The sequence below is a fragment of the Pseudomonas sp. GW823-FHT06E10 genome, from assembly GCF_058794995.1.
In genome coordinates this window covers 177,421-201,643 of sequence record NZ_JBXAHJ010000003.1, presented here as the reverse complement: position 1 = coordinate 201,643, position 24,223 = coordinate 177,421, and the positions used below count along the sequence as shown (strand labels likewise).

At 60.4% G+C, this 24,223-nt stretch carries 22 protein-coding genes and 1 pseudogene; 16 read left to right on the top strand and 7 right to left on the bottom strand.

Going from position 1 to position 24,223, the window contains the following annotated elements; genetic code table 11:
- The first annotated feature begins 26 nt into the window (after positions 1-26).
- From AC1Q6Y_RS06540 to katG, 3 genes are all read left to right on the top strand, one after another.
- Positions 27-2,084: a carbon starvation CstA family protein gene (locus tag AC1Q6Y_RS06540; RefSeq protein ID WP_492574075.1), complete on the top strand. Its 2,058-nt coding sequence runs from the start codon at positions 27-29 to the stop codon at positions 2,082-2,084.
- Between the two features lie 2 nt (positions 2,085-2,086).
- Entirely contained in the window at positions 2,087-2,284 is a 198-nt protein-coding gene (locus AC1Q6Y_RS06535) for a YbdD/YjiX family protein (RefSeq protein WP_007976534.1), read from the top strand.
- A 312-nt stretch (positions 2,285-2,596) separates the two neighbouring features.
- The gene (gene katG / locus AC1Q6Y_RS06530) at positions 2,597-4,810 is read left to right on the top strand and encodes a catalase/peroxidase HPI (protein ID WP_090456289.1); all 2,214 of its coding nucleotides are present in this window, start codon (positions 2,597-2,599) and stop codon (positions 4,808-4,810) included.
- 409 nt (positions 4,811-5,219) lie between these two features.
- On the opposite strand, the gene alr is transcribed toward katG, so the two are convergent.
- Positions 5,220-6,449 (bottom strand): alanine racemase, encoded by a 1,230-nt coding sequence (alr, locus tag AC1Q6Y_RS06525; protein ID WP_090456287.1) that lies wholly within the window; start codon positions 6,447-6,449, stop codon positions 5,220-5,222.
- A gap of 337 nt (positions 6,450-6,786) precedes the next feature.
- Between alr and AC1Q6Y_RS06520 the strand changes: the two genes are divergently transcribed.
- Both AC1Q6Y_RS06520 and AC1Q6Y_RS06515 read left to right on the top strand, forming a co-directional pair.
- Positions 6,787-7,020 carry a hypothetical protein gene (locus AC1Q6Y_RS06520; RefSeq protein ID WP_090456285.1) on the top strand — a complete coding sequence of 78 codons (234 nt, stop codon included), beginning with the start codon at positions 6,787-6,789 and terminating at the stop codon, positions 7,018-7,020.
- A complete protein-coding gene (locus tag AC1Q6Y_RS06515; protein ID WP_407516494.1) occupies positions 7,004-7,171 on the top strand; it encodes a hypothetical protein in 168 nt (55 codons plus the stop codon). The genes AC1Q6Y_RS06520 and AC1Q6Y_RS06515 overlap by 17 nt, the downstream gene beginning before the upstream one ends.
- Before the next feature lie 71 nt (positions 7,172-7,242).
- Here the strand turns inward: AC1Q6Y_RS06515 and AC1Q6Y_RS06510 are convergent, their stop codons facing one another.
- Positions 7,243-7,656 carry a DoxX family protein gene (locus AC1Q6Y_RS06510; protein WP_218496475.1) on the bottom strand — a complete coding sequence of 138 codons (414 nt, stop codon included), beginning with the start codon at positions 7,654-7,656 and terminating at the stop codon, positions 7,243-7,245.
- Positions 7,657-7,926: 270 nt separating this feature from the next.
- On the bottom strand, positions 7,927-8,559 hold the full coding sequence (locus AC1Q6Y_RS06505; protein ID WP_154862036.1) for a cysteine hydrolase family protein: 633 nt from the start codon (positions 8,557-8,559) through the stop codon (positions 7,927-7,929).
- 99 nt (positions 8,560-8,658) lie between these two features.
- Between AC1Q6Y_RS06505 and AC1Q6Y_RS06500 the strand changes: the two genes are divergently transcribed.
- Both AC1Q6Y_RS06500 and AC1Q6Y_RS06495 read left to right on the top strand, forming a co-directional pair.
- Positions 8,659-9,174: a winged helix-turn-helix transcriptional regulator gene (locus AC1Q6Y_RS06500; protein ID WP_349736730.1), complete on the top strand. Its 516-nt coding sequence runs from the start codon at positions 8,659-8,661 to the stop codon at positions 9,172-9,174.
- 183 nt (positions 9,175-9,357) lie between these two features.
- Positions 9,358-9,810 (top strand): cupin domain-containing protein, encoded by a 453-nt coding sequence (locus tag AC1Q6Y_RS06495; protein WP_090456280.1) that lies wholly within the window; start codon positions 9,358-9,360, stop codon positions 9,808-9,810.
- A gap of 173 nt (positions 9,811-9,983) precedes the next feature.
- On the opposite strand, the gene AC1Q6Y_RS06490 is transcribed toward AC1Q6Y_RS06495, so the two are convergent.
- Together AC1Q6Y_RS06490 and AC1Q6Y_RS06485 are read right to left on the bottom strand one after the other, a co-directional pair.
- Complete coding sequence (locus AC1Q6Y_RS06490; protein WP_349736731.1) at positions 9,984-10,403, bottom strand: organic hydroperoxide resistance protein; 420 nt, start codon at positions 10,401-10,403, stop codon at positions 9,984-9,986.
- Positions 10,404-10,635: 232 nt separating this feature from the next.
- The gene (locus AC1Q6Y_RS06485) at positions 10,636-11,520 is read right to left on the bottom strand and encodes a LysR family transcriptional regulator (protein WP_492624219.1); all 885 of its coding nucleotides are present in this window, start codon (positions 11,518-11,520) and stop codon (positions 10,636-10,638) included.
- Between the two features lie 259 nt (positions 11,521-11,779).
- Here AC1Q6Y_RS06485 and AC1Q6Y_RS06480 point away from each other — a divergent pair, with 259 nt between their 5' ends.
- The 6 genes from AC1Q6Y_RS06480 (at position 11,780) to AC1Q6Y_RS06455 (ending at position 18,761) form a co-directional block, all read left to right on the top strand.
- Positions 11,780-13,198 carry an MFS transporter gene (locus AC1Q6Y_RS06480; protein WP_492624218.1) on the top strand — a complete coding sequence of 473 codons (1,419 nt, stop codon included), beginning with the start codon at positions 11,780-11,782 and terminating at the stop codon, positions 13,196-13,198.
- Between the two features lie 157 nt (positions 13,199-13,355).
- Complete coding sequence (locus AC1Q6Y_RS06475) at positions 13,356-15,359, top strand: aminotransferase class I/II-fold pyridoxal phosphate-dependent enzyme (RefSeq protein ID WP_492624217.1); 2,004 nt, start codon at positions 13,356-13,358, stop codon at positions 15,357-15,359.
- Between the two features lie 27 nt (positions 15,360-15,386).
- Positions 15,387-16,169, top strand: coding sequence for a transporter substrate-binding domain-containing protein (locus tag AC1Q6Y_RS06470; protein WP_090456270.1), 783 nt, complete (start codon positions 15,387-15,389; stop codon positions 16,167-16,169).
- 170 nt (positions 16,170-16,339) lie between these two features.
- A complete protein-coding gene (locus AC1Q6Y_RS06465; RefSeq protein ID WP_057396652.1) occupies positions 16,340-17,053 on the top strand; it encodes an ABC transporter permease in 714 nt (237 codons plus the stop codon).
- Between the two features lie 5 nt (positions 17,054-17,058).
- Positions 17,059-17,757 (top strand): ABC transporter permease subunit, encoded by a 699-nt coding sequence (locus AC1Q6Y_RS06460; RefSeq protein WP_492624216.1) that lies wholly within the window; start codon positions 17,059-17,061, stop codon positions 17,755-17,757.
- The gene (locus AC1Q6Y_RS06455; protein ID WP_492624215.1) at positions 17,757-18,761 is read left to right on the top strand and encodes a DMT family transporter; all 1,005 of its coding nucleotides are present in this window, start codon (positions 17,757-17,759) and stop codon (positions 18,759-18,761) included. Before AC1Q6Y_RS06460 ends, AC1Q6Y_RS06455 begins: the two co-directional genes overlap by 1 nt.
- On the opposite strand, the pseudogene AC1Q6Y_RS06450 reads toward AC1Q6Y_RS06455, so the two are convergent.
- Positions 18,717-19,202 (bottom strand): annotated as a pseudogene (locus AC1Q6Y_RS06450) (TetR family transcriptional regulator C-terminal domain-containing protein); the annotation flags it as partial. The gene AC1Q6Y_RS06455 and the pseudogene AC1Q6Y_RS06450 overlap by 45 nt on opposite strands.
- A 167-nt stretch (positions 19,203-19,369) precedes the next feature.
- Between AC1Q6Y_RS06450 and AC1Q6Y_RS06445 the strand changes: the two are divergent.
- A complete protein-coding gene (locus AC1Q6Y_RS06445) occupies positions 19,370-20,386 on the top strand; it encodes a M14 family zinc carboxypeptidase (RefSeq protein WP_492624214.1) in 1,017 nt (338 codons plus the stop codon).
- Positions 20,387-20,612: 226 nt separating this feature from the next.
- Here the strand turns inward: AC1Q6Y_RS06445 and AC1Q6Y_RS06440 are convergent, their stop codons facing one another.
- Entirely contained in the window at positions 20,613-20,981 is a 369-nt protein-coding gene (locus AC1Q6Y_RS06440; RefSeq protein ID WP_492624213.1) for a type 1 fimbrial protein, read from the bottom strand.
- Between the two features lie 263 nt (positions 20,982-21,244).
- Between AC1Q6Y_RS06440 and AC1Q6Y_RS06435 the strand changes: the two genes are divergently transcribed.
- Both AC1Q6Y_RS06435 and AC1Q6Y_RS06430 read left to right on the top strand, forming a co-directional pair.
- A complete protein-coding gene (locus tag AC1Q6Y_RS06435) occupies positions 21,245-21,706 on the top strand; it encodes an HvfA family oxazolone/thioamide-modified RiPP metallophore (RefSeq protein ID WP_090456262.1) in 462 nt (153 codons plus the stop codon).
- 364 nt (positions 21,707-22,070) lie between these two features.
- Positions 22,071-24,206, top strand: coding sequence for a calcium-binding protein (locus AC1Q6Y_RS06430; protein WP_407516485.1), 2,136 nt, complete (start codon positions 22,071-22,073; stop codon positions 24,204-24,206).
- Positions 24,207-24,223: the final 17 nt, after the last annotated feature.

Here is a 24,223-nt window from a genome sequence, read left to right as displayed (position 1 = left end):
CACTGGCTGTCGGCAGGAGACACGCTATGCCCCGTCTGGCTAAACACCTCGCCTGGTTTGCCGTGGCTGTCCTGGGAGCGATTGCGCTGAGTGTCGTGGCCCTGCGCCGCGGCGAAGCGATCAACGCCCTGTGGATCGTAGTCGCAGCCGTCGCCATCTACCTCGTTGCCTACCGCTACTACAGCCTGTTCATCGCCAACAAAGTGATGCAACTCGACCCCAATCGAGCCACTCCGGCTGTGCTCAATAACGATGGTCTGGACTACGTGCCGACCAACAAACATGTCCTGTTCGGTCACCACTTCGCGGCCATTGCCGGTGCAGGTCCGCTGGTCGGCCCGGTATTGGCGGCGCAGATGGGCTACCTGCCCGGCACGCTGTGGCTGATCGCCGGCGTGGTACTGGCCGGTGCCGTGCAGGACTTCATGGTCCTGTTCATGTCCACCCGCCGCAACGGTCGTTCCCTGGGCGACATGGTCCGTGAAGAAATGGGCCGCATCCCCGGCACCATTGCACTGTTCGGCTGCTTCCTGATCATGATCATCATCCTCGCGGTGCTGGCGCTGATCGTGGTGAAGGCCCTGGCCGAAAGCCCTTGGGGCATTTTCACGGTAATGGCGACCATCCCGATCGCGATGTTCATGGGCATCTACATGCGCTACATCCGCCCGGGTCGCATTGGTGAAATCTCGGTGATCGGCGTGCTGTTGCTGCTGGGCTCGATCTGGCTCGGCGGGCAGATTGCCGCGGATCCGGTGTGGGCCAAAGCCTTTACCTTTACCGGTATCCAGATCACCTGGATGCTGATCGGTTACGGTTTTGTCGCGGCGGTATTGCCGGTGTGGCTGATCCTGGCGCCCCGTGACTATCTGTCCACCTTCCTGAAAATCGGCACCATCGTTGCCCTGGCCATCGGCATTCTGGTGACCATGCCCGAGCTGAGAATGCCGGCCCTGACCCAGTTCGTCGACGGCACCGGTCCGGTTTGGAAGGGCGGTCTGTTCCCGTTCCTGTTCATCACCATCGCCTGTGGCGCGGTCTCGGGTTTCCACTCGCTGATTGCTTCCGGCACCACGCCCAAGCTGCTCGCCAGTGAGGGGCATGCCCGTTACATCGGTTACGGCGGCATGCTGATGGAGTCGTTCGTCGCCATCATGGCCATGGTTGCCGCGTCGGTGATCGATCCGGGTGTGTACTTCGCCATGAACAGCCCGGCCGCTGTAGTCGGTGCCGATGCGGTGACCGTTGCGCAAACCGTCAGCAGCTGGGGCTTCGCCATTACCCCGGAAGCCCTGCAAGCGGTGGCACATGACATCGGTGAAACCACCATCCTGGCCCGTGCCGGTGGTGCGCCGACCCTGGCGGTCGGGATCGCGCAGATCCTGCACAGTGTTCTGCCGGGCGAGAACACCATGGCGTTCTGGTACCACTTCGCGATCCTGTTCGAAGCGCTGTTCATCCTCACCGCAGTGGATGCCGGTACCCGTGCCGGTCGCTTCATGCTCCAGGACTTGCTCGGCTCTTTCGTCCCGGCGCTCAAACGCACCGAATCCTGGACCGCCAACCTGGTGGCCACCGCAGGCTGCGTGGCCATGTGGGGTTATCTGCTGTACCAGGGCGTGATCGATCCACTGGGTGGCATCAACACCTTGTGGCCGCTGTTCGGCATCTCCAACCAGATGCTGGCCGGTATCGCGCTGATGCTCGGCACCGTGGTGCTGATCAAGATGAAGCGCCAGCGTTATGTGTGGGTGACCTTGCTGCCGGCCGTATGGCTGCTGATCTGCACCACCACCGCCGGCTTCATCAAGCTGTTCGATGCAAACCCGGCGATCGGCTTCCTGGCCCTGGCCAAGAAATACAGCGATGCGCTGGCCAATGGTCAGGTGCTGGCCCCGGCCAAGAGCATCGACCAGATGCAGCATGTGATCTTCAACGCCTACACCAACGCGACCCTGACTGCGCTGTTCCTGTTCGTGGTGTTCAGCATCCTGTTCTTTGCGCTCAAGGTCGGCATCGCTGCCTGGGGCACCAAGGAACGCACGGATAAAGAAGCGCCATATCAAGCGCTGCCGGATGCCTGATCATGTTCAATGACCTGAGTCGCCTCGGTAAATACCTCGGTCAGGCCGCGCGCCTGATGGTCGGCATGCCCGACTACGACAACTACGTCGAGCATATGCAGACCAAGCACCCGGACAAACCGGTGATGGACTACGAGGCGTTCTTCCGCGAGCGCCAGGAGGCCCGTTACGGGAGTAAAGCCGGACCGAAGTGCTGTTGAGTGACATAAAAACCGGCTGAAAGGCCGGTTTTTTATTGAATACAGGAATGCCCTGATGACAACGTCCTTGCAGCCAATGCTGCTCATCCACTGTGCAACTCGTTACTGATTTGAACTGTTTATCAGCTATCTCCAAAGATGAAGCGACAGTTTCCCCGACCGGGACTTTAATGGAGGGTCTGGAGCGACTGATCGCGGGGCTGTCATAGCCTCAAGGCTATGGATCCCATACCGAAAAGCTATTTCATCAATCGGTGATCCGGAGCCACGCTCAAAGGTGGTTAGCTGAAAACAAAATCAAGAGGAGATGCCATGTCAACTGAATCGAAATGCCCGTTCAATCACGCCGCTGGCGGTGGCACGACGAACCGCGATTGGTGGCCGAACCAACTGAACCTGAAGATCTTGAGTCAACACTCGCCCAAGTCTGACCCGCTGGGAGGCGACTTCAACTACGCCGAAGCCTTCAAGAGCCTGGACTTCCAGGCGCTGAAAAACGACCTGACTGCGCTGATGACCGATTCCCAGGATTGGTGGCCGGCGGACTTCGGTCACTATGGGCCTTTCTTTATCCGCATGTCCTGGCACGCCGCAGGCACCTATCGCACCGGTGACGGCCGGGGTGGCGCCGGCTCCGGCCAGCAACGTTTTGCACCCCTCAACAGCTGGCCGGACAACGTCAGCCTCGACAAGGCCCGTCGGCTGCTCTGGCCGATCAAGCAAAAGTATGGCAACAAAATCTCCTGGGCCGACCTGATCGTCCTCGCCGGCAACGTCGCACTGGAATCCATGGGCTTCAAGACCTTTGGTTTTTCCGCTGGCCGCCCCGATGTCTGGGAACCGGACGAAGACGTCTACTGGGGGGCTGAAGGCAAGTGGTTGGGTGGCGACGTGCGTTATGGCAAGGATGCCGGGCAAAATCCCGTAGAGCGCACTCTGGAAACCCCCCTCGCAGCCGTGCAGATGGGCCTGATCTACGTAAACCCGGAGGGCCCTGAAGGCAACTCCGATCCGGTTTCCGCCGGGATAGATATCCGTGAAACCTTTGCGCGCATGGCAATGAACGATGAGGAAACCGTCGCGCTGATCGCGGGCGGTCACGCCTTCGGCAAAACCCACGGTGCAGGTCCCGTCGATCATGTCGGACCTGAGCCCGAAGCCGCCGGCCTCGAGCTGCAGGGCCTGGGCTGGAAGAGCACGTTCGGTACCGGTAAAGGTGGCGACACCATCTCCAGCGGCCTGGAAGTCACCTGGACCACCACGCCAACCCAGTGGAGCAACAACTACCTGGAGAACCTGTTCGGTTACGAATGGGAACTGACCAAGAGCCCGGCGGGGGCAAACCAGTGGAAGCCGAAAAACGGCGCGGGTGCCGGCACCATTCCGGATGCACACGATCCGTCCAAACGGCGCGATCCGACCATGCTGACCACGGACCTGTCGCTACGCTTCGACCCGATCTATGAACCGATTTCGCGGCGCTTCCTGGCCAATCCAGACCAGTTGGCCGACGCCTTCGCCCGTGCCTGGTACAAGCTGATTCACCGTGACATGGGTCCGCTCTCACGCTACTTCGGCCCGGAAATGCCGAACGAAGAACTGCTGTGGCAAGACCCGATCCCTGCCGTCGATCATCCGCTGGTCAATGACAGTGACGTGGCGGGCCTGAAAAGCAAGGTGCTGGCGTCCGGCCTGTCGGTCTCGCAGCTTGTATCTACAGCTTGGGCGGCGGCTTCCAGCTTCCGTGGCTCCGACAAGCGCGGCGGTGCCAACGGCGGGCGTCTGCGCCTGGCACCGCAAAAGTCCTGGGAGGCCAACCAGCCAGAGCAACTGGCCAATGTGCTGGCCAAACTCGAAGGCATCCAGAACGAGTTCAATAGCGCGCAAACCGATGGCAAGAAAATCTCCCTGGCCGACCTGATCGTGCTCGCCGGTGGCGCGGGTGTCGAACAGGCTGCGAAAAACGCCGGCCACAGTGTGACGGTGCCGTTCAGCCCGGGACGCATGGACGCCAGCCAGGAACAGACCGATGTCGAGTCCTTCGGATTCCTTGAACCGATTGCCGACGGCTTCCGTAATTACCTGAAGCAACAGTACCGTGTACCGGCCGAAAAATTGCTGATCGACAAGGCACAACTGCTGACGCTCAGTGCGCCGGAAATGACGGTATTGCTGGGTGGCCTGCGCGGGTTGGACATCAATGTCGGCCAGAGCAAACACGGTGTGTTCACCACGCGTCCGGAAGCCTTGACCAACGACTTCTTCACCAACCTGCTGGATATGGGCGTGGAGTGGAAGCCCGTGTCGGATGCCCAGCAAGAGTATGAAGGGCGTGATCGCAAAACCGGTGCAGTGAAGTGGACGGGGACGCGGGTTGACCTGGTCTTTGGTTCCAATGCGCAGTTGCGTGCGTTGGCTGAAGTCTATGCCTGCGCCGATGCGCAGCAGAAGTTCGTCAAGGACTTCGTCGCTGCGTGGACCAAAGTGATGAACCTGGACCGATTCGACTTAAACCGCACTGTCTAGAGGGGATGTTGTCATAACGCTGGTTGTTGATGTTTGGTGGGCTGGCATGGGTAGTTTTAATGTGGTTCCTGCAAGCTATGATCGATACACACACTCAACACAAAAACCCGGCCACCGTGCCGGGTTTTTTGTTGCCCGTTCATCTGCTCGAATGCACCCTGCAATCCACACAGCTTCAAACCAATACGACTTGCGCTGTGACAAGACGCCCGGTGGGATCGATCGGCGAGCCAAGTAAGTCGCGACACGTTTCGCGAATCGCAAGTGTCTGGCCAAGGCATGATGGTCACCTTCCGACAAGAGAAAGCGAGCTCTCTCCTGTCAGTCCCTTTCCTACATTGGAGCTTGTCAGCGCTCGGCAAAGCTGTGCCCGAATGATCGCGCCCTGTGATTTACGATAATGGCGGGATTACTTCTCGACCAGTATTTTCGGGTTGGCGCTGCCCCAGACGGTATAGAGGTCGGCCAGTAGCGCACCGTTGATCTCTTCGACTTCAGCCTGGCTGACTTCGCTTGCGCCTTGTTTGCCAAACAGCACTACTTCATCACCCGCCTTGACGTCGGGTGCATCCGTGACATCGACCATCACGGTGTTCATCGAAACCTTGCCCACCACCGGCACGCGATGACCATTGATCAACACCACGCCTTTATTGGTGAACACGCGGCGATAACCATCGGAGTAACCGACCGTGATGTTGGCCAGTTTCGAATCACGTGACAGGGTGAATGTACGGTCGTAACCCACGGTGTTTCCAGCGGGATAGCTATTGACCGAGGCCACATGCGACTTGAACTGCATCACGCGCCGATACTCAGTGCGCGAGATGACGGTATCGCCAAACAACGCGCCGCCCGTGCGCACCATGTCCAGGCGCGATTCGGGAACTTCCAGGGTGGCGAAGGAGTTGGCCGCGTGCAGGGTGATTTTCTTGCGATCGAGCTGGGCCACGTCCATCAGCCAGGCCGCTTGTTCGTTGAAGGTTGCCAGGCCCTTGCGTACGTCGTCCTTATCCTCCACGGCGAAGTGGGTCATGATCGCAACCACTTCGACATTTGGCAGTTTGGTGATCGCCAGCGCGTCTTGTTTACCCTGCTCGGTAGCCATTTCCACGCCGTTACGGCTCATGCCGCTTGAGTTGAGACCGATGTGCACCTGCAGTTTGCGACCGTGTTTATGTGCAAGATCGGCCGCCTGGCGGGCGAAATCGAGGTTGCCAACCAGTTCCTCGATGTTGTACTGCAGAGCATTTTCCAGCTCCCCCAGGGAGGCGGTGCGAACACGGATTAACTGGCCTTTAAAGCCGCTTTCGCGAACCACTCGCGCCTCTTCGTTACTGGCGACCGCCACACACGGTACACCCAGCGCGATCACTGAAGGCATCACCAACCCGATACCATGACCATAAGCGTCGGCTTTCAGTACCGCACAGAGTTTCGACTTGCCGGCGAGCTCGGCTTGCAGGGTACGGATATTGTGCTCTAACGCGGTCTTATTGATTTCTATCCAGGCATTACTGATTTGCGCAGTCAGCTCGGAGTTGCCGTTAGCGAGCGACAGCGGCGCCGCCGCCTGGGCATTGCTCTGTAAAAAAACCAGGCCGAGGGACAACGCTAGAACAGTACGGGTAAAGGGCATCTGAAACTCTCCATGTAATCGGTCTTTTTATTATTCCGGTGCCGATTATTGGAAGGCGATGTAAGTTGCCGTTGTACGCCGGGTTCGAAGATGTAAAAACATGTAAGGAATTTGTTCGCGCTCAGCTTGACCCCAAGCGATGGCATCAGGAAGGTTTGTCGCCAGAACGGTTACCGCACAACAGAAATTCATGTCGCGACATTGGAGAGGGCATGACCAACGTCACTCGCCTGCACGCTCAGGTGCAGACCAACATCATGGTGAAGTGAACTGTTCAATGCTGTGGATTCATCTGCCTGCACCAGCTACTTTGAGATTTCACGCAAGGAGTTCGGACATGGCAGATAAATATGTTGGAAAAATAGTTGGGGTTGGCACAGATAACCTGGAATACGTGATTAACATCTATCAGGACGAGACCATTGAGCGCTCGCCAAACGGCATGGTTCGACATGAAGGTCTGAAGCATTTCGAAATGCAATTTGGTGGTGCCGTGAATAAAATTTCCGAAACTGAGTACGAGATTGTCGCTACGGGAGTTAGGGTCACTGTGCATGATGGTGAAAGCTAAGAGGGTCGGCCTCTCATGCCTGACGGTGAATGAGTTCGGCTTCAGCATTGCCTGGTCATTCGCAACGGCTGGCTTCATCGGCGTGCTCGGCGTAGAGCAGGCTCGTCAGCTTGGCAAGCGCTGGGCTGAGCGAAAGGCAGACGAGAGCTAATTCGCGACACGTTTCGCGAATTAGCAAATTGTGCCGCGGATACCGGGAAGGCTCGAGTGATGTTCGCGAAGCTATCTGCCATCAATCGAATACTTGCCAGGACCAGTAATGCCCAGCAGCAGCAAACCGCCCATGATACTGAGGTTCTTGAAATATTGGGTCATGTTGGCTGCGCGCTCTGGGTCAACCATAGTCCAAAAGTGATGTCCGATTAGAGCAGTACCGAGTACGAACAAGACGAAGAGAAATGCGAGTGGGCGGGTGTAGAAACCCACGACTATCGCTATAGCGACAAAGAACTCCATGACGACCGCAATCCCCGCAGCGACCATGGGCATGGGCACGCCGAGAGAGCTCATGTAAGTAGCGGTACCGTCAAAGTTGGTCAGTTTGCTCCAGCCGGAAATGATGAAAAGGATCATCAGAAGGATGCGCGCGAGCAGGATGATCTCGTTTCTCTGATTCTCGAACAGGTTGTATCTCATGACTACCTTCCTTTTGTGATGGGCAGTTTTATATTAGCTGCCGCCTGGAAGTTCGCCTGGGCACGACAACGCACTCTCTTCTGGTAGGACTCTGAAGGATTCCCATGACAACCAAGCAACCCGACTGGGAGGCAATTGAACGTGCCTACCGGGCCGGATTGCTTTCCACCCGTGAGATCGCATCTGCCCAGGGCATCACCCACGGTGCAATCAATAAGCGCGCCAAGCGTGATGGGTGGGAGCGAGACCTCAAGGTGCCGGTCAACTGCATCACTCACCGGCCTGTGCCAGCGCGGCAACCAGTTCATCGGTGGTCAGGATGGCGTGAGCGAAGGTCGGACCGTTCAGCTCATGGGCCGAATGCATCATCTCCGGCTTGAAGGCCGCGGTCGCATCCCGCACCAGGGTGACGTGATAGCCGAGTTCCTGAGCGTAACGGGCGGTTGCCTCGATGCAGGTATTGGCCAGCAGGCCGACGATGATCACGTGGGTGATGCCCTTTTGCTTGAGGCGAAAATCGAGGTCGGTATTGGCAAAACCGCTGGAGCCCCAATGTTCCTGCACGACGATGTCACCGTCCTTCGGCGCGAAGTCGGGGTGCCATTCGCCGCCCCATTCACCCCGTGCGAAGTGATGCATATGCATGACCTTGCACTGGGTGGGGCTTGGGTGATCCCAGTTTTCGTAGTCGCCTTTTTCCCAGCGGCGGTGCGGTACGATGACCACCGGGATGTTGAGCGCGCGAATGGTGCGATCAAGCGTGCGCAGGTTGTCGAGCAGGCCGACTTGCTTGGCCATTGGCTCGATCAAGGGGTAGATCTTTCCGCCCTCCGACAGAAAGTCGTTGTAGGGGTCGACCAGCAGATAGGCAGTCCGGTCAAGAGGGTAGGTGGCGTTGGGCATGACGGTTCTCCGCAAAGCAATCCGTGGATGGTGAAGTGTAGTTGCTCAGAATCTACGTTAATATGATAATCATAGTAACTAGGAAAGAGGCAATACCGCATGTCGGTGAAAACAACCGTTTCTGAAACCCTGTGTCCGATTTCCCGGGCCGAAGCCATCGTTGGCGACCGCTGGACGGTGCTGGTGTTGCGGGAGTTGTTCATGGGTAGCCATCGCTTTGATGACATCCAGGCGCAGACCGGCGCTACGCCGCAAATGGTCGCGGCGCGCTTGAAGAGCATGGAGGCCGACGGGCTCGTAGAGCGCCGCGCTTATAGTGAGCGGCCAAAACGCTACGAATATCACCTCACGGAAAAAGGCGACGCGTTCTACTCGGTGGTCCTGGCGTTGCGGGCCTGGGGTGAAACCTGGTGCAAGTCGCCCGAGGAAGGCCTGGCGGTGGTCTATACCCACCGCAGTTGCGGCGAGCCGGCCGGACTCGGACCGCTTTGCGCCCATTGCGGGCAGCCCTTGCGCCGCGCGGACCTGATCAGTGAGCCGAGTGCCGCCTATGTCGCCGAACGCAGCGCCCGGCGCGACGCTTTCAAGGGCAGTCGCGGGGCGGCGGGGGAATAAGACCAACGACGTGCCCGCAGTTGCGGGTTTGTATCCGCAGGTATCCGCAACGCCCGCCGTTACCGGGGCATACAAAACCGCCGTTTCCCGACACCTGGGCGATACACGGCGGCCTTCAAATGGAACCACCGGCACCGCGCCACTTTCGGCGCGGCCTGGCGTGGTTCAACTGGAGGAAAGACAATGTTGCGTATCCACACCCGTCACACCCTCGGCAAGCTTGGTCTGGCTCTGGCCGCCGCAGGGCTCGCCACTGTAGCGAGTCTCTCTCAAGCCCAGGAAACACAGCCGGCCCCGGCGATGAAAAGCTGGCAGCAGGGCCTGCATCGCACCGACCTGGTACGCGAAGACCTGGGCGCCGCCGATCGCGAAGTCCTTCAGGTGCTCGTGGACTTCGATCCGGGCGTGACTTCGCCCAAACATGCTCACCCGGGCGTAGAGGTGGCGCACGTGATCAGCGGTACCTTTGAGTATCAACTGGAAGGTCGGGCACCGGTGACGCTCAAGGCCGGTGATTCGTTGTACATCCCTGACGGCGTCGCCCATGTGGCGAAGAACGTGGGTGGAGGCAAGGCCTCGGAACTGGCGACCTACATCGTGAAGAAAGGCGAACCGCTGCTGATCCTGAAGGAATAGTAGGAGCGAGCTTGCTCGCGATGGTCGTTAACGAAAACGCGCGCTTGCTGGCTATGCGCGGCGCTCTTGAGACCATCGCGAGCGAGCTCGCTCCTACACCTACAGCAATTGCGGTGCTCAAAAAGCCTGGCCTGACCGGTATCAAGACGTCAGGCCAGGCTTTTCTGCATCGGTCAAACCAGATTGATTTCGACGTCGATGTTGCCGCGGGTCGCTTTGGAGTACGGGCAAGTCTGATGCGCCATTTCCACCACCTTGCGTGCGATGGTCGGGTCCAGGCCCGGCAGGCTGACATTCAGACGGGCTCGAAGGAAGAAAGCGTTTTCGGACTTGCCCAGATCGATTTCGGCATCCACCGCAACGTCGTTCGGCAAGGCCACGTTCAGCGCGACGGATGCCTTGCCCATCGCCCCGATGAAACAAGCCGACCAACCCGCCGCCAGCAGTTGCTCAGGATTGGTGCCGGCACCTGAAGAGCCGGGAGGCGAAAGCTTGATGTCCAGACGTCCGTCGGTGCTGCGCGCCTGACCGTCGCGGCCGCCGGTGGTGTGAGTCTTGCCGGTGTACAGCACGGTATCGATTGCATTGATCATGGTGGTTTTTCCTGTCAGTGGGTCGCTGGAATGCTCGGAAAACCTGCGCTTTCCGATGCGCCACACTTTTTCATTTCCATGTACTGCACATATGTCCTGAACCTGGCGGATTTGTATCGCTGTGTAAGGTGTCCGGGGGGAAGTACAGTTCGATACAAACCGCTTGAATGCCTTCGACTGGGGAGGGTGTGGCGGTCAAGCTTGGCGTTCCACACTCAGTTTCCCGGTGGTGTTATTGACTGCAAACCTCCCACACACAACCGCGCAGCCAGCGATGCGCCGGGTCGGCGTCCATGCGCGGGTGCCACAGCATCGAAACCGTGATCGCCGGCGTGGGGAACGGCAGGGCAAAGCAATGCATTCCCTGGCACAGGTTGCCGACGTGCCGCTGCGGTACGCTGGCGACCAGGTCCGAAGCCCGCGCCAAAGCAATCGCCGAAGAGAAGCCAGCGACAATGGTGGCGATGTCGCGCGTCAGTCCCAGCTCATTCAAGGCATCGTCCATGACGCCTTTTTCGTGGCCCCGACGCGAGACCAGGATGTGCCGGGCGGCGGCATAACGAACCGCTGTCATCTCGCCTCGAGCCAGTGGATGACCCTTGCGCACCACGCCAATGAACCGGTCGCGAAACAGCATCCGGGTCCGCACTTCCGGGCTGGTCGATTCGCCGATCACACCGGTTTCCAGGTCCACCGAGCCGTCGCGCAGCAGGGTGCTGTCCTTGTTCAGCTTCTGCACGAAATTCAGGCGGACACCGGGTGCTTCCTGGTGGAGGCGGGCGATCAGTGGTGGTCCGAAATTTTCCACGAAGCCATCGCTGGTGCGCAGGGTGAAGGTGCGCGCCAGTTGATTGAGGTCCAGTGCCTCGGCGGGGCGCAGGACGGCTTCGGCTTCCTGTACGAGCGCGCCGACGCGCTCACGCAGCTCCAGCGCCCGGGGCGTGGGAACCAGTCCGCGACCGGCCCGCACCAGCAGCGGATCACCCGTAGTTTCGCGCAACCGCGCCAGCGCCCGGCTCATGGCTGAGGGGCTCAGGCGCAAACGCTGCGCGGCGCGGGCCACACTGCCTTCTTCGAGCAACACGTTCAGGGTGATCAACAGATTCAGGTCTGGCATCGAATCAATTCCTGTGGGAGCGAGCCCTGTGGCGAGGGGGCTTGCCCCCGTTGGGTTGCGAAGCAGCCCCAAAATCTCTGATGCACCAAAGATCTTGTGAGTGCTACGCACTCAAACGGGGCGGTGCGGCGTTCCGACAAGCCCCCTCGCCACAGGGCTCGCTCCCACATTTTTGAGTGTGGCGTTGTATGCACGTATAAAGTGCAAATGCTGCGTCTTCCGCCATGTTAGGTGCGGGCTTAGGCTCGAGACAACCTATTTGCGGAGTCGCGAGAAAATGAAGTCCATATCGATTCGGGGCGCCTTGGCCAGCCTGTCGTTATCCATGTTGCTGTCGTCCCTGGGCACCAGCATCGCCAACGTTGGTTTACCGACACTGGCCGCAGCGTTCTCGGCCTCCTTCCAGCAAGTGCAATGGGTGGTGCTCGCTTACCTACTGGCGATCACGGCGTTGATCGTCAGTGTCGGGCGGCTCGGCGACATCATTGGCCGTCGGCGATTGCTGCTAATCGGCATTGCGGTGTTCACCGTCGCCTCGTTCCTGTGCGCCCTGGCGGCCAGTCTTTGGTTGCTGATTGCCGCAAGGGCCTTACAGGGCATCGGCGCGGCCATCATGATGGCGTTGACCATGGCGCTGGTGAGCGAGGCGGTGCCCAAGGCAAAAATGGGCAGTGCGATGGGCCTGCTCGGCGCCATGTCGGCGATTGGCACATCGCTCGGCCCGACCCTCGGTGGTTTTTTGATTGCCAATCTGGGGTGGCAGGCGATTTTTCTGGTCAATGTGCCGTTGGGTGTTTTGGCGATTGGGCTCGCGCATCGTTTTTTACCGAAAGATTGCCGTGAGAAAAGGGCGGATCGAGCGGGTTTCGATGTCCTCGGCACCCTGGTACTGGTCTTGACACTGCTGGCCTATGCGCTGGCGATGACCCTCGGGCGTGGCAGTTTTGGTCCGCTGAACACGGCACTGTTGCTGGTGGCGATGGTCGGGGCGGGCGTGTTTGTGTTCGTCGAGCGCACAGCCGAGTCACCGCTGGTTCGACTGACGATGTTCCGCAATCCTCAGTTGAGCGCAGGTTTCGTCATGAGCATGCTGGTGACGACCGTGGTCATGGCCACCCTGGTGGTGGGGCCGTTTTATCTCACCGGCGCACTGGCGTTGAATGCAGCGAGCGTTGGCCTGGTGATGTCGACGGGGCCGCTGGTCGCCGCACTGGCCGGGGTTCCGGCGGGTCGATGGGTCGACGGATTGGGCGCACATCGATCCAGCATGCTCGGATTGATTGCCATGTTGACCGGCGTTTGCATCCTGCCCGCCGTGCCGACGGGCTTTGGTGCGCTCGGCTACATCGTGCCACTGGCGGTCATTACCGCCGGTTACGCGCTGTTCCAGGCGGCCAACAATACCGCCGTCATGTCGAATATTGCGACGCCGCAGCGTGGCGTGGTGTCCGGTTTGCTCGGGTTGTCGCGCAATCTTGGCTTGATCACCGGCGCTAGCGTGATGGGCGCAGTGTTCGCCTTCGGTTCGGCCAGCAACGATGTTTTGCAAGCGCAACCCGAAGCCATCGCACAGGGAATGCGGCTGACGTTCGTGGTCGCCGCCGGGCTGATCCTCGTCGCCCTGGCGATTGGCGCAGTCAGCAAAATCGTTTCACGTCGCCTGATCGCGCCGTGCTGAAAAACGGCGCGACTGTCGTGAAAGCGACCTGTTTGCGCTGAACGCGAAGCCTCGCGAGTTTTCTGTTGAACGAGTGTTCAGTCTGGACTATGTTGAGGGCCACCTTCCCCCGGCTGGTTGCGGGCTTGCGTTTCTTCAATTCGAACGAGGCACTGGCATGCGGTTTTCACCCTTTGTTGAACGGATCAGTGGCCAAGGCGTTGCTGCCTGGGATATCCACTACGCGGCCAACGCTGCGCAGCGCAATGGCGAGGACGTGATCATCCTCAGCGTCGGCGACCCGGATTTCCCCACTCCCGATTTCATTACCGATGCCGCCATCCACGCCCTGCGCGAAGGGGATACCCACTACACCGAAATCGCCGGTCGCCAGGCCCTGCGCGAGGCCATTGCCGGCCGCTACAGCCAATTGATCGACCGCGAACTGCAGGCGACCAACGTCATTCTCACGGCAGGTGCGCAGAACGCCTTGTTCGCCACCTCGATGTGCCTGCTCGGTGCCGGCGACGAAGTGATTGCCTTCGATCCGATGTACGTCACCTACGAAGCGACCCTCAAGGCGTCCGGCGCCACGCTGGTGCGGGTGCCCTGTGCGGCGGACTCGGGTTTCCGCCTCGATGCCGCCGTGTTGGCCAAGGCCATTACCCCGCGCACCCGGGCGATTTTCTTCTCCAACCCGAACAACCCCACCGGTGTGGTGCTGGGTCGTGAAGAGCTGCAAGCCATCGCCGACCTCGCCATTGCCCATGACCTGTGGGTGGTGGTGGACGAGGTCTACGAGAGCCTCGCCTATGAGCGTGAACACCAAAGCCTGGCAGCGTTGCCGGGCATGGCCGAGCGCTGCGTGGTGATCGGCAGCCTGTCCAAATCCCATGCCATGACCGGTTGGCGCATCGGCTGGGTCGTGGCCAATGAAGCCCTGGTCAACCATGTCGAAACCCTGGTGTTGAGCATGCTGTATGGCCTGCCCGGGTTTGTCATGGAAGCGGCGCTCAAGGCCGTGCAGTCCCATGACGAAGTCACCCACGGCATGCGCGAGATCTATCGTCGGCGCCGCGATCTGGTGGTGTCCGGGTTGGCGGATTGCCCGGGCATCAGCGTGCTCAACCCCGATGCCGGCATGTTCGTGCTGGTGGATGTGCGCGGCACCGGCCTGACCTCGCTGGAGTTCGCCTGGCGCCTGCTGCGCGAAGCCGGTGTCTCGGTGCTGGATGCCGAGGCATTCGGTGAGCCGGCCCAAGGGTTTGTGCGGCTTTCATTCACCCTGAGTGACGAGCGACTGGCCCAGGCCTGCCAGCGTATTCGCGGCTTTGTCCAGGTACTCAATGGTGAAGCGCCCAGGCCGGTGATCGGCACGGTGACCAGCACCGCGACCGTCGAACCGGCCGCGGCCAGGACCATGATCGAAGTCGATGGCCTGCACAAACGCTTCGGCAATATCGAAGTGCTCAAGGGTGTTTCCCTGACCGCCCGCGAGGGCGAAGTGATCTCCCTGATCGGTGCCAGCGGCTCGGGCAAAAGTACCTTGCTGCGCTGCATCAACATGCTCGAAGTGCCGGACCAGGGACGCATCCTGGTCGATGGCGAAAGCATTCACCTTAACCAGAATCGTCCCGGCGCACCGCTGGTGTCGGACGCCAAACAGCTTGTGCGCATCCGTTCCAGCCTGGGCATGGTGTTCCAGAACTTCAACCTCTGGCCCCATCGCACGGTGCTGGAAAACCTCATCGAAGCGCCCACCCAGGTCCTGCGTGAAAGCCGTGCGGAGGCCACTGAACGGGCCGAAGCCCTGCTCGAACGCGTCGGGCTGGCGGCCAAGCGCAACGAGTACCCGGCGTTTCTCTCCGGGGGACAGCAACAACGGGTGGCCATCGCCCGGGCCTTGGCCATGCGGCCCAAGGTCATGCTGTTCGATGAACCCACCTCGGCACTCGACCCGGAGCTGGTCGGGGAAGTGCTGCGGGTGATCCGCTCCCTCGCCGAAGAAGGCCGGACCATGATCCTGGTGACTCATGAAATGGCGTTCGCACGCGATGTCTCTTCCAAAGTCGCCTTTTTGCACCAAGGGCTGATCGAGGAAACCGGTTCGCCGGACGAAGTGTTCGTACACCCACGCAGCGAGCGTTGCCGACAATTCGTCAACGCTCATCAGACTCGCTAACTCATCATAAAAAGACGGGAAAACAACATGGGAAATCGACGTTTTGCAAACTGGTTGACCGGTGCGGCCTGCGTATTGCTGGCCGGCATGAGCGCGGCCCAAGCGCAACCGATCAGGTTCGCGGTGGCAGCCGAACCCTATCCGCCATACACCGAAAAACAGGCCAACGGTGAGTGGAAGGGCTTTGAAGTCGACCTGATCCACAAGCTGTGCAGCGAAATGAAAGCCGATTGCGAAATCAAGGAAGTGGCGTGGGACGGCATCATTCCGTCGTTGCTGGCGAAGAAGATCGACGTGATCTTTTCCTCGATGTCGGTGACCGAAGAACGCGAGAAACAGATCGCCTTCAGCAAGGCCTACTACGATTCGGCGATTGCCGTCGTCGGTCCGAAAGAGGCGTCGGTGAAGAAGTACCCGGATGACCTCAAGGGCAAGATCATCGGCGTGCAGAACTCGACCGTGAGCGCCAGCTACCTGAAGACCTACTACGAAAAAATCGCCGATGTTAAGTACTACGACACCCAGGACTCGGCCAACGCCGACCTGATTGCCGGGCGCATCGACCTGATGATGGCCGACGGCACTGCCATGGCCGCATTCATCAAGACCCCGGATGCCAAGGACCTGGCCTACCTCGGCACCGTGCCTTATGACCCGATCTTCGGCAAAGGCGTGGGTGCCGGCCTGCGCAAGGACGACACCGAACTCAAGGCCAAACTGGACAAGGCCATCCAGGAGCTGTTGGCGAGCAAGGACTACGACGACCTGTCCCAGAGCTACTTCGGCACCAGCGTGAAGCCTGCGTTCTGACAGCCAGGTCGAACGCGAACCCTTGGAAAACGCAAATCCTTGTGGGAGCGAGCTTGCTCGCGATGAGGGCATGACAGTCAACATCCAAGTTGACTGAACCACCGCAATCGCGAGCAAGCTCGCTCCCACAGGGTCTGGCGGTGCTTTCTAACCGCCAACTGGAGACTGAAATGCCGGCAATGTTCGATCTGATCAATTTCACTGAGCAGGGATGGGGCAGTGCGCTGTTGAAGGGGCTCTGGATGACCCTGCAGATTTCCGCCGGGGCCTTTGTCCTCGGGCTGGCTATCGGACTGGTGGTGGCGTGTCTCAAGCTCGGCGCGCCAAAGCCGATTGCAGCGCTGATGCGCGGCTACACCACGTTGTTCCGGGCGGTTCCGGAATTGCTGTTGATTCTGCTGCTGTACTACGTCGGCTCCATGCTCCTCAATTCTCTGATGACCCGACTCGGCTACGGCGTGGTCAATGTCAGTGGCCCGCTGGCGGCCATCGTGGTGCTGGGGCTGGTGCAGGGCGCCTATGCCTCGGAGATTTTCCGCGCGGCGATCCAGGCGATTCCCTTCGGCCAGATCGAAGCGGCCAAGGCGTTCGGCCTCAACGGTTTTGGGCTGTTTCGCCGGGTTACGCTGCCGATCATGGCGCCGTATGCGATGGCCGGGATGGCCAACCTGTGGATCAACCTGATCAAGGACAGTGCGCTGATCAGCGTGGTCGGCACCAACGAGCTGCTGTACACCGCCAAGCAAGGCGCGGGGTCGACGCGCCACTATCTGTTGTTCTACCTCACGGCTGCCGCGTTGTATTACGCGGTGACGCTGGCGTCGAACTATCTGTCGGGTCGGCTTGAGCGACGTATTCGTCGCTGGATGCCTTTGGCTGAGTGATTGAGATGATTCCAGCGTGGATAGTTGAATACGCGGCACTGTTGGGCCGGGGGCTGCAAACCACCCTCGTCATTCTGTTGGTATCGAGTGTGTTCGGTTACCTGCTGGCGGTGCTGGTGGCGCTGGCACGGATCTCGAAAAACAAGGTGATCGCCAAGGTCAGCCTGTTCTACACCAGCGTGACGCGCGGCACGCCGTTGCTGATCCAGATCTACATCTACTACTACGGGCTGGGCAGCCTGTTTGCCCAGTTCCCGCTGATTCGTGGCAGCTTTCTCTGGCCGTACCTGCGTGATGGCTACTGGTACATCGTGTTCGCCCTGGTGGTGTCGATGGGGGCCTATGTCGGCGAAGTGATTCGCGGTGGCCTGCTGGCGGTGCCCAAGGGTGAAATGGAAGCCGCGTCGGCCTTTGGCATGACCGCGCGCCAGTCGTTGTTGCGAGTGCGCTTGCCCCGAGCCCTGCGCCTGCTGTTACCGACCCTGGCCGGGGAAACCGTGATGCTGCTCAAGTCCACGGCACTGGCCTCGACCATCGCCGTGATCGACCTGCTCGGCGCCGCCAACGTGGTCCGCGCGCAGACCCTGCAAGTGTACGAACCCTTGTTGCTGGTGGCCGCCGTCTACGTCTGCCTGACGTTCCTGATCGAAGCGCTGTTTGCCTTTGCCGAACGGCGCGGGACGCCCGTGCGCAGGTCAACCTGATGAGTTCGCCAACGGTTGACCGCTCGCTGCAGGGCATTGGCCTGTGCACCCTGGGCTACGCGTTCCTGACCTTGCAGGACGCGGTCATCAAATGGCTGGTGGCCGATTATTCGGTGGTGACCATCCTGTTCTGGCGCAGCCTGGTGGTGGTCGCCGCGGTGTTGCTGGCGGGGCGCCTGCGCCTGGTCCAGCGGGCCTGGCGTTCACCGAGCCGGCGCTTGCTGGTGGTGCGCGGTTTGCTGTCGATCGTCGCCTGGGTGCTGTACTACACGGCGGCCAGGGACCTGACCCTGGCCGAGATGACCACCCTGTATTTTTCCGCGCCGATCATGGTCACGGTGCTGGCGGCGGTGATCCTCAAGGAGCGCGCCAGCGGTTGGCAGTGGTTCAGCCTGATCATCGGTTTTGTCGGGGTGGTCATTGCCTGTCGCCCCGACAACATGACCGATCCGTTGCCGATCGTCCTGACCCTGCTGGCGGCGATGTGCTGGGCGTTCACCTACATCCAGTTGCGTCAGGTGGATGAGCAGACCTCAGTGCTGGAGCAGATGCTGATCACCAACGTGGTGTTCGTGATTTGCATGGCGGTTGCCCTGCCGTGGACCCACACGCCATCACCGACGCCCGCCTGGCTGGGCATGCTCGGCGCCGGCCTGGTGGGTGGCATCGGCCAGTTCCTGTTGTTCGCCAGTTTCCGCCGCGCCACCGCCACCTTGCTTGCACCGTTCGAATACACCGGGCTGATCTGGGCGTTTGCGCTGTCGAGCCTGGTCTGGGGCACGCTGATGGACATGTCGCTGATGATCGGCGCCGGGCTGATCGCCGTCAGTGGCACCCTGGCGATGATCTTCGGCCGGCATTCTTCACAGGATGTCGTCGGTGCTGAATGCTCCGTGACGCAGCCCCTTTATCCAGCAACGGCAGATGTGGAGTCCGTTGGCGGCGCTGAAGGTCTCGGGGTTCAGGCACCACTCGAGCCAGAGCCCGTCGAGCATCGCCGATAAGCCGATGGCGGCCAGGCGGGTGTCGTGAATCACGAAGCCTTCGCTGGCGGCCAGCCCGTCGAGCAACTGGCGGATCAGGTCGAGGTAGGCGCGGTAACTTTTTTCGTGGGACTGGCTGACGTGTTCGGAGTGACGGATCAGGCTCCAGAACACCACCCACACGCCGAGCAGTTGCGGGTCCATGACCCTGGGCGAGAACGAGCCTTCCAGGAAGGCATCGATCTTTTGCGCGGGTGTCTGGGCCTGTTCGATTTCCTGGAGCAGGGCGGTGGTCAGTTCGTTCGCGAGCCGCTGATAGGTGTCGGCGATCAGTGCCTCGATGCTGCCGAAATGGTGGTTGAGCAACCCCACGGACACGCCGGCTTCGGTGGCAATGCGCCGTACGGAAATCCCGGCGTGACCGTCGCGGCCCAGGCAACGCAGAGTGGCGGCCACCAGCATTTCGCGACGGTCATCGGGTTCGGCGCGGCGGTTTTTCGGGGCATCGGTTGTCACAGGGTTGTCCTTGGGTGAGGTTCCACGATTCCGAGCTTAGTTGAACGTCTGTTCAATCACCAGCTACAGCAGCGATACCACGTTTTTCAGCATTCATGACGGGAGGAAAGCCAATGCCGCAGGATATTTCGTTCAGTGTTCGCAACAACAATGGCGATGCCGTGCGGGTCGGTGCCTGGCGTTATGCAGGCGACGGCAGCGGGCCAAACGTGCATCTGCAAGCCGGCGTACACGCCGATGAAATCGCCGGGATGCTGGTCCTTCACTTGCTGATGCAACGACTGCACACCGCCGAAACCCAGGGCCGGCTCAAAGGCAACATCACCGTGGTGCCGCAGGCCAATCCGCTGGGCATCGGGCAGTTTCGCCAGGGGCGGATCCTTGGTCGTTATCACGACGCCACCGGGCATAACTTCAATCGCTCGTTCGACCAGTCGACGGCCATGGAGCGACCTTCGACCTGCGTTCAGCAATGGCAAAAGAAACTGGTGCAACTGGCCGCCCCGGCCGATGTGATGCTTGACCTGCACACCGATGACGAGGCGCTACCGTACCTGTACGTGCACCGCAGTTTCTGGCCCCGTGGCCGCGAACTGGCGGCGGCGATGAAGATGGACGTGGCGATCATCTGGGATGACGGCGGCGATGGCTCCTTCGAGGAAACCATCATTGCCCCATGGATACGCGACGGAGTCACAGCGGGGCGCATGGCTGCGACCCTGGAGCTGCGCGGGCAGGGCGATGTCAGCGACCGTTTTGCCGAACAGGATGCCGCAGGGCTGTACAACTGGCTGTGCGGTTGCGGTGTCATCGATGAGTCAGTGGCGCCTGCAGAATGGCCCGTCGAAGCCGTGGAAATGGGCCACATGGAAACCATCCTCGCCCCGCAACCCGGGGTGCTGATCTTCGAAAAAGAGCTGGGGGATTTCGTCGAAGAAGGGCAGCGCTTTGCACGGATCCTCAGGACCCCGGGCGACCCATCTTCCGAAGTGGTACTGCACGCCGAGCAAGCGGGGCGCCTGGTGACGCGCTATCGCGACCGCCTGATATCCCAGGGCATGGGTGTGGCGAAATTTACCGGCAGCCGGGTGTCGCGCAACTGGAGCGGCGGGTTGCTGGACCCGAACTAAGCCTCACCTTCGCAATAGTAGTGTCATGACATTTGTGGCGAGGGGGCTTGTCGGAACGCCGCACCGCCCCGTTCGGCGGCGAAGCCGTCGCAAAACCTGCCTGCACTATCTGACTGAAGAAAAGCGGGGGCCGCTTCGCAGCCCAACGGGGCGGTGCGGCGTTCCGACAAGCCCCCTCGCCACAGGTTCGGTGTAAGCCTCAGCCAACATCAGCCCGGCTCAGTTGTCAGGGAATGCTGAGGGTAATCAGGTAGCTCCCCGAGCGGACAGGGGAGCCTGCATCATCCACCAACGCATACTGCTGATCGAAATAGCGACCTTCCCGACTACTGTCAGCGAGCAGTTTGACGTTGACGCTGGATTGACCAACGGCGCTCACACTGGCGGTTGGCGCGATGGCGTCTGCCTCAATCCCCATCCTGCGACTCTGGGCCGGGCATTGGTAAAGTTCGAATGTGCCGTGCGTACCCACGCGTGACTGACAGCCCGGCTCCACAATGCTGCCTTGAAACCTGATGGTGCCCGGCGCCGCCAGGCACGCACCACTGAGCGCGAACAAAAGACTCAATCCCGCTGCTATACGTTTGCCGTTCATGCTTAACGCTCCTTGAGTTGTAAGGTCTAGGTCGTCAATGAACTCTAGAAGCTTGAGGCTTTTGTTGTATCGCCGTGTATCAGGGCGCCACATCTTCGTACGGCCATACAAAACCAGCTCCCCACGGATACAGCCCGGATACACCACTGGGGCCAAATGGATCTGCCAAAGCGAGAGGCACAACGCAGCTCGCAACCAGGTTTATCAACCCTTGTGGCACGACCAATAGTGGTCCAGCCGCGCAAATGATCCGGAGTATCAACATGTCTCGTATCCAGTCGAACAAAACCCGTATTGGCCTGCTCGCTGTTGCACTGGTCGGCGGTATCAACTTCGCTTCCACTGCGTTTTCCGCTGAAGCCTTGCCTCAGGGCTATCAACTGGCCTCTGCGGAAAAGACCAGCGAAGGCAAGTGTGGCGAAGGCAAGTGCGGTGCCAGCGAAGCCGGCGCGCAAAAGACCCAGGCCGAGGGCAAGTGCGGTGAAGGCAAGTGCGGCGATGCTTCTTTCGCGCGCACCGACACCGATGATGACGGCCGCGTGTCGCTCAAGGAACTGCTGGCGGTGGCGCCCAAGGGCACTGAGGAATTCAAGGCGATGGACACCAACGGTGATGGTTTCCTGTCCGAAGGTGAGGTGTACAAGTTCCGCACCAACCAGTTCACTTCCAACGGCAAGAAAGTACCGACCGAACTGTTCACCAAGTTGAGCCAGGCTAAAGACTGATCGGCCGCAAACAAAAAACCCTTCCTGTGTTGAATCGCAGGAAGGGTTTTTTTGCGTGGGCAGTACTGTATGGGAGAACGTTGTGAAAGTTCACTCAAGGAAGACTTATGTGTTTCTCAATATTTCATTACTTCACCGGGCAATAACCGCTTTTCAACCCCTCCTGCCCTGGAACTCTGGAGCTAGCCATGTTGCAGCGGTGGAGGGTTGGCGAATGCTACAGGGCTCATCAACACGCGGCTGCATTCGCGATAAACGGTCAGGTCAAAGTGGCGCACTTGCGTTCCCTTGGAGTTGTCTAATTAGCCTCAACCCGCTGTAACGCAGTTCACGCTTACCATCTCCATCAACGGAGGGTAGAACCATGGCTATTATCCCTGGCACCCTGGGTGATGACTTTCTGCTCGGCACCGAGGAAGACGACCAAATAACCGGCCTGGCCGGCAACGACAGCGTGTTTGCCCTTGGCGGCAACGACAATGTCGACGGCGGTGACGGCAACGATGACCTCTTCGGCGACCTCGGCAACGACACACTTCTCGGAGGCAACGACAACGATACTCTCGACGGCGGATCAGGCGCCGATATCCTCACCGGCGGTGCCGGCATCGACAGCTACTTCTGGACCGTGGAAACCGGTAACGAGTCCAGCTCCCTGAGCCAGGACCGCGTCACCGACTTCGAAGGTGCAGGTCAGGTCGGCGGCGACATCCTGCGGCTCTCCAGCTTCCCCAACCGCCTGGTCTTCCAGGGCGCTCGCAACGACGTACCCACGGTGGGAACCAGCCTCGGTTTCGGCAATAACGGCTTCACCGAAGTCTTCTTCGCCCTCGGTGCCGCCAGCACCCTGCTGTTCGCCGACTCCAACGACAACGGCATCTTCGACGCCACTGACTTCGCTGTGCAGCTGGACGGCATCCACAACCTGACCAGGAGCGACTTCGGCACCACCGCCTTCGTCCTGCGCGGTACTGAAGGCGGCGACGTGATCAATGGCACCAACGATCCCGACACCATCTTCGGCTTGGGCGGCGGCGATGTGATCAATGGCAATGGCGGCAACGACATCATCAATGGCGGCGACGGTAACGATACCCTGAACGGTGACGCGGGCATCGACCGGATCTCCGGTGGTACCGGCAATGACATTATCAATGGTGGCGCCGACCGCGACCTTCTGACCGGCAATGAGGGCAACGACATCATCAACGGTGGCGCCGGCAACGACACCACTCTGTCCGGCGGCGCAGGCAACGACGTCGTCAATGGCGGCGAAGGCAACGACACCCTCGACGGCGACGACGGCAACGACGTCCTCAATGGCGGCGTGGGCAACGACGACTTCTTCGGCGGCGACGGCAATGACCAGATCTTCGGCGAAGACGGCAACGACGAACTGTTCGCCGGCCCCGGCAACGACATGCTCAATGGCGGTGCCGGCAACGACCTGATCATGGGTGAAGGTGGCCAGGACAGTCTCACCGGTGGCGCCGGCGACGACGAGTTCGAGTTCTTCACCGGCTTCAACCCCAGCTCGCCCTTCGCCACCTTCGATACCCTGGTCGACTTCCAGGGCGCAGGCGTAGTGGGCGGCGACACCCTGGAACTCAACAATGAGTTCTTCTTCCGCGGCCAGTTCAACGTCAATCCGCAACTGGGCGCGGTGCTGGTGGGTGGTGGCAACGGCGTGACCGACCTGTTCTACAGCCTGCGCCAGGGCAACACCTGGCTGATCGCCGACGAAAACGACGACGGTGTGCTCGACAGCCTCGACTTCACCCTGCGCCTGCAGGGCACGCACAACCTGACGGCGGGCGACTTCGGTCGTAACACGAGCCTCATCACCGCCGGCACCGAGGGGAATGATGTGCTCACCGGCACCGATGGCGACGATCGCATCTTCGGCCTGGGCGGTAATGACCAGATCTTCGGCCTGGAAGGAGCCGACTTCCTCGACGGCGGCAGCGGTGACGACGTCATCGATAGCGGCCTGGGCTTCGACGAGCTGCTCGGCGGTTCCGGCAACGACACCCTGATCGTCCAGGAATTCGCCAATGCCAGTGGCGGCGATGGCGACGACCAGCTGTTCGGGGGCGACGACCCCTTCGGCTTCCAGTCCAACCTCGACGGTGACGCCGGCAACGACACCCTGACCGCGGGCGCCAGCGGCGCCGTCATGGAAGGCGGCGTAGGCGCCGACGTATTGGTGGGCAGCAGCGTCGACGACTTCATGGTCGGTGACGTTTTCTTCGAGCCGAGCCTCGGTGCGGACAAGTTCCAGTTCGGTGCGGTGTGGGGAACGGACACCATCTTCGACTTCGAGGACGGCACTGATCTGATCGACCTGAGCAATAGCGGTTTCACCTTCGCGAGTCTCGATATTGGAGAACAGTTCGGTGAGGCATTCATTACCGTCGCTGGCCAGCCGGATGTGGGAAGCATCACCTTGACCGGCGTCCCACAGGCCGCGATCACCGAGGCGGACTTCGCCTTTACCTGAGTGATCGGCGCATGCTC

Excerpts from the sequence above, each read along its gene's own strand:
- AC1Q6Y_RS06540 (WP_492574075.1), top strand. The coding sequence starts at position 27 with ATGCCCCGTCTGGCTAAACACCTCGCCTGGTTTGCCGTGGCTGTCCTG.
- AC1Q6Y_RS06535 (WP_007976534.1), top strand. The coding sequence starts at position 2,087 with ATGTTCAATGACCTGAGTCGCCTCGGTAAATACCTCGGTCAGGCCGCG.
- katG (WP_090456289.1), top strand. The coding sequence starts at position 2,597 with ATGTCAACTGAATCGAAATGCCCGTTCAATCACGCCGCTGGCGGTGGC.
- alr (WP_090456287.1), bottom strand. The coding sequence starts at position 6,449 with ATGCCCTTTACCCGTACTGTTCTAGCGTTGTCCCTCGGCCTGGTTTTT.
- AC1Q6Y_RS06520 (WP_090456285.1), top strand. The coding sequence starts at position 6,787 with ATGGCAGATAAATATGTTGGAAAAATAGTTGGGGTTGGCACAGATAAC.
- AC1Q6Y_RS06515 (WP_407516494.1), top strand. The coding sequence starts at position 7,004 with ATGATGGTGAAAGCTAAGAGGGTCGGCCTCTCATGCCTGACGGTGAAT.
- AC1Q6Y_RS06510 (WP_218496475.1), bottom strand. The coding sequence starts at position 7,656 with ATGAGATACAACCTGTTCGAGAATCAGAGAAACGAGATCATCCTGCTC.
- AC1Q6Y_RS06505 (WP_154862036.1), bottom strand. The coding sequence starts at position 8,559 with ATGCCCAACGCCACCTACCCTCTTGACCGGACTGCCTATCTGCTGGTC.
- AC1Q6Y_RS06500 (WP_349736730.1), top strand. The coding sequence starts at position 8,659 with ATGTCGGTGAAAACAACCGTTTCTGAAACCCTGTGTCCGATTTCCCGG.
- AC1Q6Y_RS06495 (WP_090456280.1), top strand. The coding sequence starts at position 9,358 with ATGTTGCGTATCCACACCCGTCACACCCTCGGCAAGCTTGGTCTGGCT.
- AC1Q6Y_RS06490 (WP_349736731.1), bottom strand. The coding sequence starts at position 10,403 with ATGATCAATGCAATCGATACCGTGCTGTACACCGGCAAGACTCACACC.
- AC1Q6Y_RS06485 (WP_492624219.1), bottom strand. The coding sequence starts at position 11,520 with ATGCCAGACCTGAATCTGTTGATCACCCTGAACGTGTTGCTCGAAGAA.
- AC1Q6Y_RS06475 (WP_492624217.1), top strand. The coding sequence starts at position 13,356 with ATGCGGTTTTCACCCTTTGTTGAACGGATCAGTGGCCAAGGCGTTGCT.
- AC1Q6Y_RS06470 (WP_090456270.1), top strand. The coding sequence starts at position 15,387 with ATGGGAAATCGACGTTTTGCAAACTGGTTGACCGGTGCGGCCTGCGTA.
- AC1Q6Y_RS06465 (WP_057396652.1), top strand. The coding sequence starts at position 16,340 with ATGCCGGCAATGTTCGATCTGATCAATTTCACTGAGCAGGGATGGGGC.
- AC1Q6Y_RS06460 (WP_492624216.1), top strand. The coding sequence starts at position 17,059 with ATGATTCCAGCGTGGATAGTTGAATACGCGGCACTGTTGGGCCGGGGG.
- AC1Q6Y_RS06455 (WP_492624215.1), top strand. The coding sequence starts at position 17,757 with ATGAGTTCGCCAACGGTTGACCGCTCGCTGCAGGGCATTGGCCTGTGC.
- AC1Q6Y_RS06445 (WP_492624214.1), top strand. The coding sequence starts at position 19,370 with ATGCCGCAGGATATTTCGTTCAGTGTTCGCAACAACAATGGCGATGCC.
- AC1Q6Y_RS06440 (WP_492624213.1), bottom strand. The coding sequence starts at position 20,981 with ATGAACGGCAAACGTATAGCAGCGGGATTGAGTCTTTTGTTCGCGCTC.
- AC1Q6Y_RS06435 (WP_090456262.1), top strand. The coding sequence starts at position 21,245 with ATGTCTCGTATCCAGTCGAACAAAACCCGTATTGGCCTGCTCGCTGTT.
- AC1Q6Y_RS06430 (WP_407516485.1), top strand. The coding sequence starts at position 22,071 with ATGGCTATTATCCCTGGCACCCTGGGTGATGACTTTCTGCTCGGCACC.